The organism is Vibrio sp. 10N.222.55.B11 (assembly GCF_041473705.1).
GTDB classification, from domain to species: Bacteria; Pseudomonadota; Gammaproteobacteria; order Enterobacterales; family Vibrionaceae; genus Vibrio; species Vibrio crassostreae_C.
Map to the genome: position 1 here is coordinate 61,606 of NZ_JBFRST010000037.1, position 17,192 is coordinate 78,797.

At 43.9% G+C, this 17,192-nt stretch carries 16 protein-coding genes; 7 read left to right on the plus strand and 9 right to left on the minus strand.

Going from position 1 to position 17,192, the window contains the following annotated elements; all coding sequences use genetic code 11:
- The first annotated feature begins 33 nt into the window (after positions 1-33).
- Positions 34-813, plus strand: a complete 780-nt coding sequence (locus tag AB4503_RS13020) for a DUF2927 domain-containing protein (protein WP_029235328.1) — start codon at positions 34-36, stop codon at positions 811-813.
- Between the two features lie 98 nt (positions 814-911).
- On the opposite strand, the gene AB4503_RS13025 is transcribed toward AB4503_RS13020, so the two are convergent.
- Both AB4503_RS13025 and AB4503_RS13030 read right to left on the minus strand, forming a co-directional pair.
- Positions 912-1,301 (minus strand): DUF2750 domain-containing protein, encoded by a 390-nt coding sequence (locus AB4503_RS13025; protein WP_004734596.1) that lies wholly within the window; start codon positions 1,299-1,301, stop codon positions 912-914.
- 149 nt (positions 1,302-1,450) lie between these two features.
- A complete protein-coding gene (locus AB4503_RS13030) occupies positions 1,451-2,356 on the minus strand; it encodes a manganese-dependent inorganic pyrophosphatase (RefSeq protein ID WP_017065328.1) in 906 nt (301 codons plus the stop codon).
- Positions 2,357-2,558: 202 nt separating this feature from the next.
- Between AB4503_RS13030 and AB4503_RS13035 the strand changes: the two genes are divergently transcribed.
- A complete protein-coding gene (locus tag AB4503_RS13035) occupies positions 2,559-3,773 on the plus strand; it encodes a putative manganese transporter (protein ID WP_372114992.1) in 1,215 nt (404 codons plus the stop codon).
- Positions 3,774-4,135: 362 nt separating this feature from the next.
- Here the strand turns inward: AB4503_RS13035 and torA are convergent, their stop codons facing one another.
- From torA to torE, 3 genes are read right to left on the minus strand one after another with little or no spacing between them, the layout of a single operon-like run.
- Positions 4,136-6,598, minus strand: coding sequence for a trimethylamine-N-oxide reductase TorA (gene torA, locus AB4503_RS13040; protein ID WP_372114994.1), 2,463 nt, complete (start codon positions 6,596-6,598; stop codon positions 4,136-4,138).
- A gap of 24 nt (positions 6,599-6,622) precedes the next feature.
- A complete protein-coding gene (gene torC, locus AB4503_RS13045; protein ID WP_017060299.1) occupies positions 6,623-7,804 on the minus strand; it encodes a pentaheme c-type cytochrome TorC in 1,182 nt (393 codons plus the stop codon).
- A 51-nt stretch (positions 7,805-7,855) separates the two neighbouring features.
- Positions 7,856-8,038: a trimethylamine N-oxide reductase system protein TorE gene (torE, locus tag AB4503_RS13050; RefSeq protein WP_017060298.1), complete on the minus strand. Its 183-nt coding sequence runs from the start codon at positions 8,036-8,038 to the stop codon at positions 7,856-7,858.
- A gap of 438 nt (positions 8,039-8,476) precedes the next feature.
- Here torE and AB4503_RS13055 point away from each other — a divergent pair, with 438 nt between their 5' ends.
- A complete protein-coding gene (locus AB4503_RS13055) occupies positions 8,477-9,271 on the plus strand; it encodes an ABC transporter permease (RefSeq protein ID WP_171732184.1) in 795 nt (264 codons plus the stop codon).
- Positions 9,272-9,625: 354 nt separating this feature from the next.
- On the opposite strand, the gene focA is transcribed toward AB4503_RS13055, so the two are convergent.
- Both focA and AB4503_RS13065 read right to left on the minus strand, forming a co-directional pair.
- Positions 9,626-10,468, minus strand: coding sequence for a formate transporter FocA (focA, locus tag AB4503_RS13060; RefSeq protein ID WP_372106200.1), 843 nt, complete (start codon positions 10,466-10,468; stop codon positions 9,626-9,628).
- A 362-nt stretch (positions 10,469-10,830) separates the two neighbouring features.
- Positions 10,831-12,138: an ATPase gene (locus tag AB4503_RS13065; RefSeq protein WP_017065323.1), complete on the minus strand. Its 1,308-nt coding sequence runs from the start codon at positions 12,136-12,138 to the stop codon at positions 10,831-10,833.
- A gap of 257 nt (positions 12,139-12,395) precedes the next feature.
- On the opposite strand from AB4503_RS13065, the gene AB4503_RS13070 reads away from it, so the two are divergent.
- The 3 genes from AB4503_RS13070 (at position 12,396) to AB4503_RS13080 (ending at position 14,253) form a co-directional block, all read left to right on the plus strand.
- A complete protein-coding gene (locus AB4503_RS13070; RefSeq protein ID WP_372106198.1) occupies positions 12,396-12,626 on the plus strand; it encodes a TIGR02647 family protein in 231 nt (76 codons plus the stop codon).
- A gap of 114 nt (positions 12,627-12,740) precedes the next feature.
- Complete coding sequence (locus AB4503_RS13075) at positions 12,741-13,595, plus strand: NAD(P)H-binding protein (protein WP_017060279.1); 855 nt, start codon at positions 12,741-12,743, stop codon at positions 13,593-13,595.
- Positions 13,588-14,253 (plus strand): YdcF family protein, encoded by a 666-nt coding sequence (locus AB4503_RS13080; protein WP_032545711.1) that lies wholly within the window; start codon positions 13,588-13,590, stop codon positions 14,251-14,253. The genes AB4503_RS13075 and AB4503_RS13080 overlap by 8 nt, the downstream gene beginning before the upstream one ends.
- Positions 14,254-14,379: 126 nt before the next feature.
- Here the strand turns inward: AB4503_RS13080 and AB4503_RS13085 are convergent, their stop codons facing one another.
- The gene (locus AB4503_RS13085) at positions 14,380-14,958 is read right to left on the minus strand and encodes a thymidine kinase (protein WP_017060277.1); all 579 of its coding nucleotides are present in this window, start codon (positions 14,956-14,958) and stop codon (positions 14,380-14,382) included.
- Positions 14,959-15,056: 98 nt separating this feature from the next.
- Positions 15,057-16,442: a cysteine--tRNA ligase gene (cysS, locus tag AB4503_RS13090; protein WP_372114999.1), complete on the minus strand. Its 1,386-nt coding sequence runs from the start codon at positions 16,440-16,442 to the stop codon at positions 15,057-15,059.
- Positions 16,443-16,631: 189 nt separating this feature from the next.
- On the opposite strand from cysS, the gene AB4503_RS13095 reads away from it, so the two are divergent.
- Positions 16,632-17,126 (plus strand): peptidylprolyl isomerase, encoded by a 495-nt coding sequence (locus tag AB4503_RS13095; protein WP_017060275.1) that lies wholly within the window; start codon positions 16,632-16,634, stop codon positions 17,124-17,126.
- The last annotated feature ends 66 nt before the right edge of the window (positions 17,127-17,192 follow it).

A 17,192-nucleotide genomic window follows, 5' to 3' on the forward strand; every position in this document is an offset into this window, starting at 1 on the left:
GGAATCACGCTACATTTAGCAGAGGGGAAAAGTATGTATCGAACAGCTTCAATGCTTCCCCTCTTGTTGGTGCTGTTGTCCTTTAACGCGACAAGCACACCGCTCACATGGCTAGATAGAAGCTTCGTCGAAACTGCCTTTTATAACGTCGCGCTTCAACACGAATACTCCCAAGGCAACAAACCGCTCGCCAAGTGGAAACAACCGATCAAGATTTGGATCGATCATCGAGTGGGCGATGAGGAACTGCATCAAGAGATCACAGAGCTTCATATCAAACACTTATCTGAAGTCACCCAACATCCAATAACAATCGTCAGTAAAGAGTCCGAAGCGAACGTTAAATGGATATACACAAGGCAGAGCCAGTGGGTATCTGAGGCGAAATCGGTGCTCAAGCTCAAATCAACTCAACATTTAAATAGCGCCATCTGCACGGCGGGCTATAGAACCAATTCTAAAGGCGAGATTGTATACGCTGGGATTGTAATCCCGGTTGATCAGGCAAGATCGCGAGGTAAGCTGGTCGCCTGTATCGTGGAAGAGATCACACAAGTTCTAGGCCTGCCGAATGATTCAGATAAAGCCTACCCTTCTATTTTCAACGACCACACGCCAGAAGACTTATTATCGCCGTTAGACGTAGTGCTACTGCAATTGCTGTATGAGCCAGAATTGAAAGCTGGAATGACAAAATCTGAAGTAAAACCTATCGTTCGAAAGATACTCAAGAGATACAGCAAAACAGGTGTGCTTCAGCAAGCTTCTAAAGCCGCACAGCAAGCGCCTTTGTATCAGTTGATTGGGTATTGACGAATATACGTCGGAAGTAACTTAGATGGGATAATTGAATGATAGCGCTGCCTAAGAAAGGCAACGCTGACTTACGATGTTACTGTATTACGAAAGAACTAGCGCTTAGCTGCCTGCTTTTTCAATTCGAAGTCGAACTCATCCGGGAACAAGATAACGCCTTCTTCTTGCTCGTTCGGGAATACTACAACAGCAAGTTCGTCGTCTTCTAGACCATTCGTCCAGCGACTGTGCCATTTGTTCAACGAAATAGACTCAGCTTTACACTCAGACCAATCACCCGTTGCCCATGATTCTGCGAACTCTTGGTTTGGCCATACTGGAACACAATCTTCATCTTCTGTGTTCAGCATTACACAACCGTGTTCATCGGTTAAGATCCATACTTCACGGTTTGCTACGATTTCTTTCACACAGTATTTCAGGCGTTGCTCGCCCGTATACTTGTTGATTTCAGCGATTTTTTTATCGTCTAGCTGTGTAGTCATCTTAATTTCCTACTTTAGTCAGTAACTTTGCTCTTAAAGCTATTTTATGCCGAGTGTTGTTAACTTCAAACATTATCGATGAAGAAGAAAGTCTACTTCAAAGAAAAACGCCTGCTAAATAAGCAGGCGTTTAATATTAAGCGACTTGATTAAACAAGCTCACCTTGTAGCCAAGGCCAGCCTTGCTTCTTACGGCTTAGTGTATTTTCCATCATTAATACGCCGCCTTTCTCGTGCTTAACCAATTTCTCAGCCCACTCACCTTTGTATAGAAGACGAGTTTGAGCAGTAGTGATATCTGTTAGCATTACCGCAGCGAACGCTAGACCGTCTTTCTCACAACGCTCTTCAAGATCAGCTTCTAGCGCTTCGATCATGCCGTCTACTTGCTCAAGAGTCGCAAGTTCAACTTGACCAACAACAACATCACGACCGTTGAATGGGTAGCCTTTAAGGTCTTTTTCTACTAGCTGTGCAGCAGATAGGCCTTCGATGTTTGTTTTTGCGATTAGAAGCGCTTTGATGAATGCATCAACGTCAGTTACGCCAGCAATTTCAGCAAGCTCAGCAACCGCGTCTTTGTCTTTTTGAGTACATGTTGGAGAAGCGAAACCAACTGTGTCTGAAAGAATTGCAGACATCATTAGTTTAGCGATTTGTTGAGAGATTGCGTGACCTTCAATCTTGAACATGTTGAAAAGTACAGTGTTTGTACAACCAACAGGCCAGATCCAAGCTTCCATTGGGTTTACTGTCATCACGTCGCCTAGACGGTGGTGATCAACAATACCTACGATCTCTGCATCAGCAACATCATCTGGTGCTTGTGCTAGATCTGAGTAGTCTACTAGCCAGATTTTCTCACCAGCAACAGAAGTACGAAGCTCTGGCTTTTCAGCACCAGCGACTTCTAGAATGTGTTGAGTTTCGCGGTTGATCTCGCCTTGGCGAATTGGTGTCGCTTCCTCGCCACGAGCCTTAAGAAGCTCAGTTGCAACTAACGCACTACAAATACTGTCACTATCAGGGTTTTTGTGACCAACAACTAAAATCATGTTTCTTCCTATTACACTAACAATTATGACTCTACCTTTAGAGCCTCTCTTTATTAGCTATACTTTACCTCATTTTTTTAGATTGGTCATGTTTCGTGGGTTTAGCCAATAGTAACAATAGATAAAAAAACAACGAATGCAATTGATAATTATTATCATTCGTATATATTTATCTTAAGCCACTAAATTTTGAGTAACACCTATGGATCGACTAATCTCTTTTTTGCCAAGCAGTAGTGCTGCGAAAACAACTCAGTTTTCACTGTCCTTTAAGCGCCTGCTTTTACCTATCTCACTTGCAGCTTTAGTTATGGCGCCTGCCACGCGAGAATTGACGGTCACTACCTTGTCAGACGCCTTTTGGGCAGTGTCTTGTTATGTTGCTTTGACCTTAGCGATTTACCACGGGTTAAGCCTGTATATCAACAAAGATAACGTCTTCAACAAGCTCGTCCATCAATCCCGTTCAAACCAAGTTGTATTCGCTGCACTTATGGGGGCGCTACCCGGCTGTGGCGGTGCGATCGTGGTTACCACACAATTTATCTCGGGCAAACTCGGATTCGGCGCAGTTGTTGCTGTGCTCGTCTCAACCATGGGTGATGCGGCCTTCCTGCTCATTGCAAGCGAGCCCAAGACTGGTTTAGCCATGATGGCGATGGGCGTGATTGTCGGAACTGCGTCAGGTCGAATCATTAACTTGTTTCACGCAGACGACTTCTTACGCCCAAAAAAAGCAGAGAAAAATGAAGCGGTGAGCAGCTGTGCTTCTCAATCTCAAGACAAAGAAGCAGTATCGAAAAAAGCGATCAACCTACAAGGCTATCTATGGTCTGTACTCATTATTCCAGGTGCTGCGGTTGCCCTACTTGGCTCTTTTCAAGTGGATGTGAATGAGTTGCTCGCGTTGCCTGAAATGTCGATGGAATGGACGGGGACAGTTTTGCTGATCAGCTCGATGTTTCTGTGGGGGCTAACCCGTGAAATTGAGGATTACAAATCAGCCGTGAGTGAGGACGAAAAGTGTATAGGCTCTCACCCATTGCAAAAGACCGCTCAAGATACAAACTTTGTCACCGCTTGGGTGGTGGTTGCCTTTCTTTTCTTTGAATTTGGCTCTGTGATAGCAAATGTCGATTTTGCGACGCTATTCTCAAGCTGGGGCATGATGCTCCCCCTGGCGGGAGTATTGATGGGCTTGCTACCGGGGTGTGGTCCGCAGTTGCTGGTCACTAGCCTGTACCTTTCTGGTGCACTGCCACTGTCAGCTCAAGTAGGTAACGCAATTTCGAATGATGGTGACGCGCTATTCCCTGCGATTGCAATGGCACCAAAAGCAGCGCTTGTAGCGACCTTGTATTCCAGTGTACCCGCGTTAATCTGTGCATACGGTTATTGGTTTATGTTCGAGCTGTAGCTTTACGTTCAAGGCTTAGGTTTATAATCGAAGCTTGAGTTTTTATCTAAGGCTCCGGTTTGTATCCAAGGTTCAAGCTTAACTCCATAGGTTTCTATTAGGTCGGTACTTTGTATCGGCCTTTTTGTTTCCAGTAATCTAATTGCTTCCAGTAACCTAAGCTTCTCAAAAGAGATTCTTTTGACTTACCCTCTCGGCTCAATTGCTTAAGTCGCATCACATTATAGCGCTTCCCATATATGCCTCCATAAGCGTCGCTACTTTAGAAACACCAACACTGATATCAAAAATACAAAAAGCCCCTGTAAGAGTGCTTACAGGGGCTTTAATTCAAGCTTTAATCTTGGTTCTTAAGACAAGACTTAAGAAACTTCGATTGGACCACCGAATGAAGTTACTGGAGGCAGTTTGCCTTGGAACTTCTCGAAATCAACCAAACATGTGTTTGCTGACGTTGCTTGAGCAAGTTCAGACGTACCGATATCTTGAGTCAGTGTGTTTGGATCGCCGTATGTATCTAGCGCGCCCACTTTCTCGTTGATCGGACCGTACCAAGCACCTTCTTCGATACGAACAACACCAGGAGCGTAGCTATCCATTAGAACAGCACCTGCTAGTAGTTGACCACGGTCGTTAAACACACGTACTACATCGCCATCTTTGATGCCTTTCTTCTTAGCATCTACTGGGTTGATGTAGATTGGCTCACGGCCTTGTACCGCGTAAGTCGCACGCCACTCTTCAGATTCACACATCTGAGAGTGAAGACGCTTGTCTGGGTGACAAGATTGTAGCCAGTACGGGTGCTTGTCAGAGCCTGGACCACCGTGTGAACGTTCAGATTTCTCGAACCACATTGGGTGTTCTTGACAGTGCTCGTAACCCATGTTGCCAACAGTACGGCTTGTGATTTCGATGAAACCAGAAGGCGTGCCTAGTGCGTTGATCTCTGGATCTTCACGGAATGAAGCGTGACGAGTCCATGGCTTACCTTTGCCGAAGTCTAGGAAACCTTTCTCCCAGAACTCAGCAAACTCAGGCATTTCGAAGCTACCTTCGTTTGATGCGCGACATTCGTCGTACAGAGATTTAACCCACTGCATTTCGTCCATACCACGCGTGTAATCGTCGTAACGACCCCAACGCTTAGTTAGGCTAGACATGATCTCGAAGTCAGTCTTAGACTGGAACAGAGGATCCACTAGCTTGTGCATTGCGATCAAACCACGGCCAGAGTACGCGCCGTAACCATCGATATCGTTACGTTCCCACTGAGTACAAGCTGGAAGAACAATATCAGAGTGACGACAAGTTGCAGTCCAAGCGAAATCAACAGCCACTACAGTTTGTAGGCTCTTGAATGCTTTACGCATCTTGTTGCGATCTTGGTGGTGGTGCCACGGGTTGTTACCACTGAATACCATCATCTTGATGTCAGGCAGTGTCACTGTTGCGCCGTTTGCTTTGATCTTCTTACCTGGCTCTAACAGGCTATCTACCCAACGAGCAACAGGGATTACGCGGCTGTAACCGTTGTAATCAGTGTTAGTGTGCTTAGGCGATTGACCTTTGTCGATGTTCAGCGGGAATGAACCCGGAGCAGCGAAGCCAGTTGAAGATACACCGATACCAGAGTAGTGGTGACCGTAAGAGATACCACCGCCCGGAAGACCAATTTGGCCAACCATTGCTGCGATAACTGCACACATCCAGTAAGGCTGTTCACCGTGCTCTTGACGTTGGATACTCCAACCAACAAGAATCTGTGTACGACCGTTAACCAGCATCTTAGCGAAGTCACGAATAGAGTCCGCGCTTGCGCCACAGATAGCAGAAGCCCATTCTGGCGTCTTCTCAACTCTGTCTTTCGTTTCACCTTGAACGTACTTGATGAAATCTTCAAAACCTAGACAGTAAGTTTCGATGAACTTCTTGTCGTATAGGCCTTCGTTGTAAAGAACGTGAGCAACACCAAGCATGAACGCCACATCAGTTTGTGGGTTGATGTACATGTGCTCGTTTTCTAGGTAACGACCTGTTTTGTTTTTAACAGGGTCAACAGAAACAACGTTGATCTCTTTCTTAGCAACTTTTTCTTTCAGCTGTTCTAGGTATGCGAACGACTCGTGAGTCTCACATGTCCAACCTACTTGAAGGTTTTTAACTGGATCGTTACCCCAAAGAACAATGTTGTCACTGTTTTCTAGGATAAGTTCCCAAGATGTACCTTGTGCGTAAACTTCAGTAGAACCTAGCACGTAAGGCATGATCGTTTGACCAGCACCTGTTGAGTAGTCACCGATTTTCTTCACAGAGTAACCGTGAAGTGCCATTGCACGTTGCATGTGGTTAGTACAGCTATGGAACTGACCTGTTTGCCTCCAACCAGTTTGACCTGTGTGAAGCGCCCATGGACCGTAATCTTTCTGTACGCGCTCTAGCTCGCGGTAAACAAGGTCTAGTGCCTCATCCCAAGTCACACGAATAAAGCGGTTGTTACCACGCGTGTCTGCGCTGTACTTATGCTTCTTCAACCAATCTAGGCGAACCATTGGGTAACGCACACGTGATGGGCTGTAGATAATACCTTTAATACCTTTCAACATCTCAGTTGGGTGTTGATCGATTTCTAGAGGTTTAATTTCTTGTACTTTACCCGCATAAACACGAGCTCGGAATGCACCCCAGTGAGAACCAGAGACTTTCCACGCACCGTCTGTTTCTGCTGCAGACGCTGATGCCGACGCCAATAAGCTTGGACCGATAACCGATGCCGCACTTGTAGTAGCGACACCTTTCAGAAAACTTCTTCTTGTAATTGCCATTGTGTTACTCCAATTGACGTCTTATTAGTGATGGCCTTCAGAAAAATCTGATGAGTGCTTCTGTAGATACTTAAGAACCAGTGCTTCTGTATCTGTATCGAAGTTAACGAATGCAATCATACCATCTAGCATGCCTACCCAACCGTTAGCGCTGAAGTGAGCTTCATCTGGCTGTGAGTGACACGTTGAACAGTTAGATTGGTACGCTTGACCCGCTGCGTTCCAGATTGGATCGAAGTTATCAACCATAGACTCTTTCTTCATCCAAAGTGCTAGGTTAACTTCTTCCCATGGAAGGCCAGTAAGCTCATCTTCTTTCTTCTCACCAACAGTGATAACGTCACTTTGAGATACTTCTTTCGTCAAGATTGCAGTTGAGATGTTCATACCGAAGTCTTCTTGGATTACACGTCCGAAGCCTTTCGCTTTACGCCAACCGTCGATTTGAATCTTGATCATGTCGCCTTTTTCGTCGATAACCGCAACTTTACTTGCAGGGCTTAATAGACCCGCTTCAACTTCAGCTGTTTCATCTGTGTACATTGGTAGGTGACGAATAGAGATCACGTCTGAACCATTTGCGTAAGATGTGCTGCTTGCTACGTTTTCTAGCTCGCCAACAATACCGCTCGCTGATGCCATATCTAATGGAAGGTTGTGAGCAATACCTTTGTGACAGTCAACACAGCTTTGATCACGCTCTGCCGCGTTCTTCATCTGGATACGCGCTGTTGGGCGCATGTTTTCGAAATCCATTGAATCGTAGTTGTGGCAGTTTTTACACTCTAGAGATTTGTTCGAAGAGAAGCGATCCCATTCGTGTTTAGCCAGTTCGATACGACGAGCTTCGAATTTCTCAGGCGTATCTAGGTCACCAAATACTTGAGCGAATACTTCTTTAGAAGCTTGCATCTTACGAGCGATTTTTGCTGTCCATTCATGTGGAACGTGACAGTCAGGACAAGTAGCACGTACACCAGAAGTGTTTTTCCAGTGAACCGTTTCTTGTAGTTCTACGTATACGTTGTCACGCATGGTGTGACAGCTTACACAGAATTCTTCTGTATTTGTGTGCTCTAGAGCTGTGTTAAAACCGCCCCAGAAAATAACACCGGCGATAAAGCCACCCATAGTTAGTACACCAAGACTGATGTGTACTGCTGGGCGAGTCATTGTGCGCCATAATTTAACTAAAAATGATTTCATGTTTAGCTCTCTTAAATATTGATTTTAAAAAATGTTGTTACTTAGAGGGCATTACATGCCGCCGTGAGCACCAGGAGGTCCGAATACAAACACTTGCAGTGCCCAAACTAGGAAGCCGTAACCGCCTACAAAAGCCACACTTAATATTGGGAAGAGAACCACCGCGATGAAGAGGAAAGACTTCCACTCCAGCGAATGTTTTTCGCTAGTTTCAATTTTATTAACATCACTCATACATTTTGCCTATTTTGTATTTAGTAATTTCGAGTAACCCATTCTATGGGGCTAAAGTTCTTAAGTATCTAACGACAAATTTTAGACCATACTCAAAGTAGGGTTCAATCAAATCTCCCGTTATAACCCTTGCTAATCAATACTTTTTTGAGCTCATCCAAAGTTGTTTTTAGTTAAACAAAGTTATTAAAAAGTATTAACAAATGTGAAGAATTAAGTATATTTCACAAATGTTAAATTCCAACATTTACGTAACCGTATTGTAACAAATCTTAACGTTTTACCTACTAAGTAGTAGCCAAAAAACCCTCAAATAACCATTATTTTGTACTTTGAATGTTAAATAATTGAGCCTTTTTTGAGTTCGACAGGTATGACTCTGAAATGCATCATTTGGCACTTTCAGATATGATAGAAGCCTTATTAAAAGGAAGCATTATGCAAGACGTTATTGATATATCTTGGTGGCAATTATTGTTTTTCAGTTCACTTCTCTTGCTACCAATTGTAATCAACCACAAGCTAAAACTTGGCCTTGGAAAAGAGGCTTCTATCAGCATCATTCGCATGACTGTTCAGCTATTTCTGGTTGGCCTCTACCTAGAATACCTGTTCACTTTGAATAGCTTGTGGGTCAATTTACTGTGGTTATTTACGATGATTATCGTTGGGGCAAGCTCGATTGTTGAAAAGTCCAAGTTACCCCGAAACCTCTTGTTAGTGCCTGTCGCTGTGAGCCTAGCGGTAACCTGTGTACCCATTGTCTTGTTCATCTGCTTATTTATCATTAAACCAACACCGGTTTTTAACGCTCAGTACCTTATCCCGATCGCAGGGATGTTATTGGGTAATAGCTTAAGCAGTAATATAGTGGCATTGCAGAACCTGTTTGGTGCTTTTGAAACACAGAAATCAGAATATGAAGCAGCAATCGCGTTAGGCGCGTCTCCTACTTATGCTGCAGCGCCTTTTGTGCGTAATGCTATACAGAAAGCGATGTCTCCTATTATGGCCTCAATGGCAACCACAGGCTTAGTAACGCTACCGGGGATGATGACAGGTCAAATTCTCGGGGGAGCTTCACCAATGATCGCAATTAAGTATCAACTGATGATCATGCTGGCGATTTTCGTGATGATGAGCTGCTCTCTAGCCCTTGTACTTCACCTCTCATTGAAGACATCTCTGACCAAAGAAGGGCGAGTTCTCGCTCAAATACAGCCTTCGAAATAACCTCCCTACTCCACTTAGATCTGGTTACTCACTGAATTTGATACAGGTTATCCACAGAAATTGTGGATAACCAAATCAATATAGATCCTTTTTTGTCCATTTCGGCTCGCGCAAAGATCATTGCCATTGATCCTTGGGTGATTTCAAAGACATATACACACGTGCAGAACTGCGTTGTTAAGCGTTCAAATGATAATTTAAGAATTCAACGAGTAAGTTTTCCACAAATAAAAAACGGCCTGCAATGCAGGCCGTCTTGTAAATGTCATAAGTCAGTTCAATGTTTCCACTCTGAGCTTTAACTAATCTTGTCACTGAGCTAGTCACACAAGCTTTGTTGATCCGCCATCTTTATTAATCGCGTAAATAAATCAACCAATACCACATGCCAACAAAGATACCGCCGCCGATGATGTTACCGATAGTAACGGGCAGCAAGTTGTTCATCAGAAAGTCCATCATGTTTAGGTCAACATAGTCTGCTGGATTAGCCCCTGTCATTGTCCAGAATTCAGTTGGAGCAAATGTTTTGATACCGATAGCTAAAGGAACTTGGAACATATTCGCAATACAGTGCTCAAAGCCCGATGATACAAACATCGCGACAGGTAAAATCAGTACTGCAATTTTGTCAGTCAGTGTTCGTCCACTAAACGTCATCCATACCGCGATACAAACCAATACGTTACACATGATGCCAAGCGCGATAGCTTGGATAAAACCATGGTGCATTTTGTGCTGAGAGATGGCCATGGCATTCAAACCCACTTGCCCATGGTCGAACATGTACTGTTTAGTCAGAAGCATGCATGCCACTAGCAATAAAGCACCAATAAGGTTACCGATATAAACGGTCGCCCAGTTCTTTACTAGGGTTCCCCAGCTAATCTTGCCACTTGCACGAGCAACAAGAGTGAGCACCGAACTGGTAAATAGTTCACCGCCAGTAACAACAACGAGGATTAGGCCCAAGCTAAATGCAAGGCCACCTAATAAGCGAGTAATACCCCACGGCAAATCACCAGCACCAGTCGTTACGATGGTGTAAAACACAAACGCAATACCGATATGTATGCCAGCGGAAATCGCTAGGAGAAAAGATTTGATTGGATCTTTGGTTGCTTTACCTACGCCAATATCTGCAGCGCGCTCAGCCATTTGTGGCGGTAATAATGAGTCAAATTGGTTTAGATTCATGATGATTTACATTTTGAAACATGTCGTCGGGAGCGCGATAATCCTCTCTTTCATTTCTGAATTCAAGAGCTATTTTAGGCACAAAATAGCTCTCACAGCCTTGTTGAAAGCAAATAGTCCGAGTTATTCCAAATTCATACAACTTTAGTAGTAAAAAGAAAACTCTGCTGAATGATTAGTTATCAGCATAGAAAATAACACATCTATAAATATCAACAAGTTACGTTAAAAATCAAAGAATAACGTACACTAAAATGGCTCACAGAGCGCTTTTATTTCTAGATTTTGACATAGATCAACAGAACGTAAAAAAGCGCCCTAAGGCGCTTTTAACTCAATCACAAATAAAGAAATTAGTGATGCTAAACCGAAGGTTCAATCACTTCTTCTGATGATTGTTCTAGGGTTGAATCCTCTAGAGTAGATTCAACAGCTGGGGACATCACATCAGAGTCACTTTCGTTGGCCACTTTGCCACCTAAGCTTTTCAAACTATCCACTAACTCTTCTAAGCTTTTAATGTGAGCATCACTCTTGGTAATCTGCTCACCGAGCAACTCACTGTGCTTGGTTGCTTCAGACAGTTGCTGCGCTTGCTTCTGGTTTTCAGACTCCAGCTTAGCTAATTGCTCAGTCAAAGTTTTAATCTCTGACTTTAATGACGCCGTCATGTCTGAGCCTTTCAGCGCTTTAACACTCGCTACAATTTTTTGAGACTGAAGACGCAATACAACATCACGGTGATCTTCATCATTAACCACTCGTGAAATGCTCAATAACTGGTTCTCTGCATTCAAAACCGACTGTTCGAACTGGTCGCCTTTTACGCTCGCCAGCACTTTGACTTCATGAGCAACACTGCGTACGTGGTTTAATTCGAACTCCGCAGCGTGAACTGCGTCTTCAATGATAGACTTTTCACGGGGACTGGCTTTCACTTGGCTTTCTGCCAAAGCAATTTGAGATGCCGCTTTAGCAAACGTCAGTGGAACAACGTCATCGAAATCTTCATCTTCCAAGAACTCTAATTCGTTCTTCAAAGGTTCGATGTATTTCTTATGCGCCACTTTAACTTCTAGTAAGCGAGCATTGTTAAGAAATTCCACCTGCGCTTCTTGAGCGTCTTCAAGCTCATCGACCAGCACATACTCGAACAACTCGCTGTATTCTGAATACAAACGTTTGTAGCTCGAGGTAAACATGGTATCTGCGCCAAGAAACTTCAGGTAATCCATTTGGACAATCGAATCCGCGAGTACTCGATCAGCCTTCTTCTTTAACACTAAGATCGAGTCATAGTTTGATTTGATCAAAGCGATTTTTTCATCGAAGGCTTCAGCGTAAGTTAGGCTCGAAAAAATGGAGTAACTCTTGGTTATCCGAGTTTCGTCTTTAAGTAAGTCCGCATAAATGCTTTCAGCATCATCCCATGCGTCTAATAGTTCATTGTAATTCTCTGGTGCATAGAGAGACAATTGAGCATGGTCTTCAAGCTTAACTTCCCATTCGGAGTAAACGCTTTGGACAGACTGAAATGAACGGACCTCTATTGTCGATTCATTATTGTTGTTTGTGGTTTGGTTCGCGTCTGTCTGCTCTGAGGGTGTGCTTTGACAACCTGAGATAGCAAATAGCATACTGATCGTTAATGCTACTTTGTTCGCTCTCACTTATGCATATCCTTTTTATACAATATTCGCTCAATGCAAATTATTTCTAGTCACAATATATTACAACCACTTAGCAATAAACATCACTGATGATTTAAGTGGGTGCAAATCACCCAATATAACCAAAATAAACTCATCACTCGATGATTAATCAATCAATTTGGTATCACTTATCAATTCTCTTTATTTGCTATTGCCTGAGCCGTGAATGCGCACTAAGGTGAAGGTAGAGAACGTTATGAATATATAGGTTAATTATGAAGTACAACGCTGAAAACATTGCTGATTTAAACCTCCTTCTTCAATTTGATGTAAGTAGTGCAGCTACTGGAATTAAAGTCCATCAAGAGGCTGCTCAAGAAACTCAAGACGCTGTTAAGCGCCTATTCGAAAAAAACCTTTGTACTCAGCCAGACGGCGGTTACCTAACAGATGAAGGTATCGAGATGGCAGAGCGCGCAGACAAGCTTCTTCGCGTACTAAACTAAAGCTCCATTGTTCTAGTAAAAACTCCACTTGCTTCGGCCGTGGAGTTTTTTCATTTTTGGGCAAAGCTTTGTTAGGCTTATTGTAAATTCGTCATTTGCAGTTGTGAGGAACACATGGCTTCTATATTTATTGTCGGTGCAGGATGGGTAGGTGCACCTTTATCTGAACATTTAGAAAAACATGGTAACCGAGTAGTGGTCACGAAAACGACCCAAGCGGGAGCAGATGCCATTGGTAGCGAACAAATTCCATGTGAAGTGTTTAGCTTTGATTCATCCGATCCACAACAGACTATCGGGCGACTCTATTCATTGTTACTCGAAAACAACACTGAAATTGTGATTGGCAGCTTCCCTCCTGGCTTTAGAAAAGGAGCAGGACAAGAGTATGCCGACTACTGGCAGCAACTCACCAATGCATGCCAAAAGGCCAACATTAAAAAGCTCATTATGGTTAGTTCAACTACGGTATACCCAACTAAGCCGGGTGTGCTGAACGAGCTGGATGCATCACTCCCCCTTTCGACCTCAGATAACGAGCACGCGTCTTTATTTTCCGATAACGCACGAATCATGCTGCAAGCTGAACAGTCAGTGATTGATTCCGGTATCGACTACACCATTCTTCGCTTTAGTGGCTTAATCGGCCCAAGCCGTCACCCATCACGCTTCGCAAGCAAGTTAAAACAAGTCAGCACTCAAGCTCCAGCCAACATGCTGCACCTTGATGATGCAATTGGTGCTGTCGATTTCGCTATCAGTCAACTGCACAATGAAATAGTTAACGTGACCACACCAAATACAGTCAGTAAGGCGGAGTTTTATGCCGCGGCACTGAAAAGCGCCAACAGCAGTGAGCCTCTGCCCGCTGTTGTTGATACCCCAGACAAGTTAATCTCTTCGAAGAAGATTCTCGACTTAGGTTATTCATTTAAATTCGAATCCACACTGGACGCACTTCATGACTGAACAATCTATTGCTAACAAAAATCCCAACATAAAACTGCATCGCTCAGTCGACACCCTTTGGAACTTTATGTCGATGGGTCACAAGGTTACGCCTTCCGACTGTATCTTTGTATTGTGTAGCAACGATACTCGCGTAGCTGAATATGCAGCCGAGCTTTATCACCAACAGATCGCGCCTTACATCGTTTTTTCTGGCGGTGTGGGGCGCTTTACCGAAAGAAGCTTTGAACGCTCAGAAGCAGAAACATTCGCTTCTATCGCACGAGATTGTGGCGTGCCTGACTCTGACATTATCATAGAGAAACACGCAACAAATACTGGGGAAAATGTACGATTCACTCATGAGTTGCTGACAGAAAAAGGGTTATCGCCGAAGAGGCTAACCTTAGTTCAGAAGCCCTTCATGGAGAAACGTACCTACGCAACCTTCAGTAAACAATGGCCTGACGAAACTTCCGAGATTACCGTGACGTCGCGATGGCAAACTTGGGATGATTACTTTAACGAAGAGTTGCCGTTAGATATGGTGTTAGGCGCATTAATTGCTGATTACGAGCGAATCAAATCCTACCCAGAGAAAGGCTTTCAGATTGAGATGCCGATCCCCGACGACGTTGACCACGCCTATCAAGCATTGAAGAAGCTCGGTTTCGAATAAGCAAAAGTTAGACTTTGAACAAAGTAAAAGCTCGGCTTGGAAGAAAGCAAAACACAGGCCCAATAAACAAAAACGGTGACACTTGGTCACCGTTTTTCGTTCTTTCGCGTTAGCAAATAGAGCTGCTTATTTACCTAACGCTTCTTTGTAGTGCAGACGGCAAACAGAAACGTATTTGTCGTTACCGCCAATAGCCACTTGGTCGCCCTCAGCAATCGCCACACCGTGCTCGTCGGTACGAATTACCATGTTCGCTTTACGGCCACAGTGACAAATTGTTTTAAGCTCAACAAGTTTATCTGCCCAAGACAGTAAGTAACGGCTACCTTCAAACAGTTCACCCAGGAAATCGGTACGTAGGCCGTAACAAAGTACAGGGATGTGCAGCTTATCAACCACTTCTGTTAATTGGTACACCTGCTCCTTCGATAAAAATTGGCACTCATCGATCAAAACACAATGACGCTTTTCTTCCTCATTGAGCTTTTTGATCGCATCAAACATGTTGGTGTCATTTTTAAACAGCTGAGCTTCAGATTGCAGACCAATTCGTGAGCTCACTTTACCGATACCATAGCGATCGTCCAAAGCTGCCGTAAAGATCACTGGCGTCATGCCACGTTCTTGGTAGTTGAATGAAGATTGAAGAAGCGTTGTTGATTTACCCGCATTCATTGCCGAGTAATAAAAATACATCTGAGCCACAGAAATATTCCTGTTAATTAAAAGTTGAAGATAGAAAAGGTGAAAATAGAGAATTCGTGCTAGAAAAAAGGGCTGAAAATCAGCCCTTTTTATAAGATTTACTTACGACGCCAAGTCGTACCTTCTGGGCCATCTTCCAGAACAATACCCAACTCGTTTAGCTTATCACGTGCAAGGTCGGCATTTGCCCAATCCTTTGAAGCACGAGAGTCGTTACGCAGTTTGATCAACGCTTCAATTTCAGCCACTTCGTCGTCGTTACCTGCCGCATCACCTTGTAGGAAGGCTTCTGGCTCTTGGTGAAGAATACCGATGATGTCTGCTAGTTCACGCATCAATGCACCCAGTCCGCTTGCTTTTTCAATGCTTTCAGGCTTGATACGGTTGATTTCACGAGCCATTTCAAACAGTACTGAATAAGCTTCAGGTGTGTTGAAATCATCGTTCATCGCTGTAGAGAATCGAGTCACGTACTCTTCGCCACCGGCAGGAGCGGCTGTAAGGTCTAGGCCACGAAGTGACGTGTATAGACGCTCTAGTGATGCGCGAGCTTGGTTTAGGTTATCTTCGCTGTAGTTTAGCTGGCTACGGTAGTGACCAGACATTAGGAAGTAACGTACCGTTTCAGCATCGTAATGTGCTAGCACGTCACGGATAGTGAAGAAGTTACCTAGTGACTTAGACATCTTCTCTTTGTCTACCATCACCATACCACTGTGCATCCAAGTATTTACATACTGAGTGCCGTGCGCGCAGCAAGACTGTGCGATTTCGTTTTCGTGGTGAGGGAACTGCAGATCTGAACCACCACCGTGGATATCGAAGTGGTTACCAAGAATAGACGAGTTCATTGCTGAACATTCGATGTGCCAACCTGGACGACCCAGGCCCCATGGCGATTCCCATGTAGGTTCACCTGGCTTAGACATCTTCCAAAGAACGAAGTCTAGTGGGCTGCGTTTTGCAGATTCAACATCAACGCGAGCACCCGCTTGAAGCTGATCAAGGTCTTGCTTTGAAAGCTTACCGTATTCGTCGAATTTCTTTACTTCAAACATCACGTCGCCGTTGCTTGCAACGTATGCGAAACCACGTTCAATCAGCTTTTCAACAAGCTCGATGATTTCAGTGATGTATTCTGTCGCACGAGGCTCAACATCTGGACGCTTCATGTTCAATGCATCAAAGTCAGCGTGCATCTCACCGATTAAACGCTCAGTCAGAGAGTCACAAGACTCACCGTTTTCGTTAGCGCGTTTGATGATTTTGTCATCGATATCTGTGATGTTACGAACGAAATTCAAATCGTAACCAAGGTAACGAAGGTAACGAGTTACTACGTCGAAAGAAACGAACGTACGACCATGACCAATATGACAGAGATCGTATATGGTTACCCCACAGACATACATGCCGACTTTGCCAGCTGTAATTGGTTTGAATTCCTCTTTCTGTCTTGTGAGCGTGTTATATATCTTCAGCATGATCTCTATCTATTTTATGGATTAATCAAAATAAGCTCGCAGTATAACAAGTCATACCTTAATAGGTAATCCCTAAAAGCAGGAATTACCTCAAACATCCGAGTTAAGTTAATGATTTGGTGATTTGAAAGTCTGCCAACATGCGCTAGAATTCGAACTTCATATTAAAAAGACAGTAAGGTAACAATCATGATCATCCTTCACACAAATTTTGGTGATATCAAAGTTCAACTTAACGAAGAAAAAGCACCAGAAACAAGCGCAAACTTTCTACAGTATTGCCGTGACGGTTTCTACGACAACACACTATTCCACCGTGTTATCGATGGTTTCATGATTCAAGGCGGCGGCATGACTTCTGGCCTTAAAGAAAAGGCAACTCGTGCAACGATCAAGAACGAAGCAAACAACGGTCTAGCGAACAAAGTTGGTACGCTAGCAATGGCTCGTACTATGGAACCGCATTCAGCGAGCTCTCAGTTCTTCATCAACGTTAACGACAACTCTTTCCTAAACTTCCGTAGCGAAAGCCTAGACGGTTGGGGCTACTGTGTATTCGCAGAAGTTGTTGAAGGCATGGACATCGTAAACAAGATTAAAGGTGTTAGCACTGGTTCTATGGGTATGCACCAAGATGTACCTCTAGAAGAAGTGATCATCACTGGTACTACAATCGAAGCTTAATTCATCGCTTTCGGTTAGTATTGATGAGCCGATAAAATCAGGATATAGGGAGCGAATCGCTCCCTT

Bases quoted from the DNA above. Each gene is read 5' to 3' on its own strand.
- AB4503_RS13030 (WP_017065328.1), bottom strand. From the start codon at position 2,356: ATGATTTTAGTTGTTGGTCACAAAAACCCTGATAGTGACAGTATTTGT.
- torC (WP_017060299.1), bottom strand. From the start codon at position 7,804: ATGAAATCATTTTTAGTTAAATTATGGCGCACAATGACTCGCCCAGCA.
- cysS (WP_372114999.1), bottom strand. From the start codon at position 16,442: ATGCTGAAGATATATAACACGCTCACAAGACAGAAAGAGGAATTCAAA.
- AB4503_RS13025 (WP_004734596.1), bottom strand. From the start codon at position 1,301: ATGACTACACAGCTAGACGATAAAAAAATCGCTGAAATCAACAAGTAT.
- torA (WP_372114994.1), bottom strand. From the start codon at position 6,598: ATGGCAATTACAAGAAGAAGTTTTCTGAAAGGTGTCGCTACTACAAGT.
- AB4503_RS13055 (WP_171732184.1), top strand. From the start codon at position 8,477: ATGCAAGACGTTATTGATATATCTTGGTGGCAATTATTGTTTTTCAGT.
- focA (WP_372106200.1), bottom strand. From the start codon at position 10,468: ATGAATCTAAACCAATTTGACTCATTATTACCGCCACAAATGGCTGAG.
- torE (WP_017060298.1), bottom strand. From the start codon at position 8,038: ATGAGTGATGTTAATAAAATTGAAACTAGCGAAAAACATTCGCTGGAG.
- AB4503_RS13070 (WP_372106198.1), top strand. From the start codon at position 12,396: ATGAAGTACAACGCTGAAAACATTGCTGATTTAAACCTCCTTCTTCAA.
- AB4503_RS13075 (WP_017060279.1), top strand. From the start codon at position 12,741: ATGGCTTCTATATTTATTGTCGGTGCAGGATGGGTAGGTGCACCTTTA.
- AB4503_RS13035 (WP_372114992.1), top strand. From the start codon at position 2,559: ATGGATCGACTAATCTCTTTTTTGCCAAGCAGTAGTGCTGCGAAAACA.
- AB4503_RS13080 (WP_032545711.1), top strand. From the start codon at position 13,588: ATGACTGAACAATCTATTGCTAACAAAAATCCCAACATAAAACTGCAT.
- AB4503_RS13020 (WP_029235328.1), top strand. From the start codon at position 34: ATGTATCGAACAGCTTCAATGCTTCCCCTCTTGTTGGTGCTGTTGTCC.
- AB4503_RS13095 (WP_017060275.1), top strand. From the start codon at position 16,632: ATGATCATCCTTCACACAAATTTTGGTGATATCAAAGTTCAACTTAAC.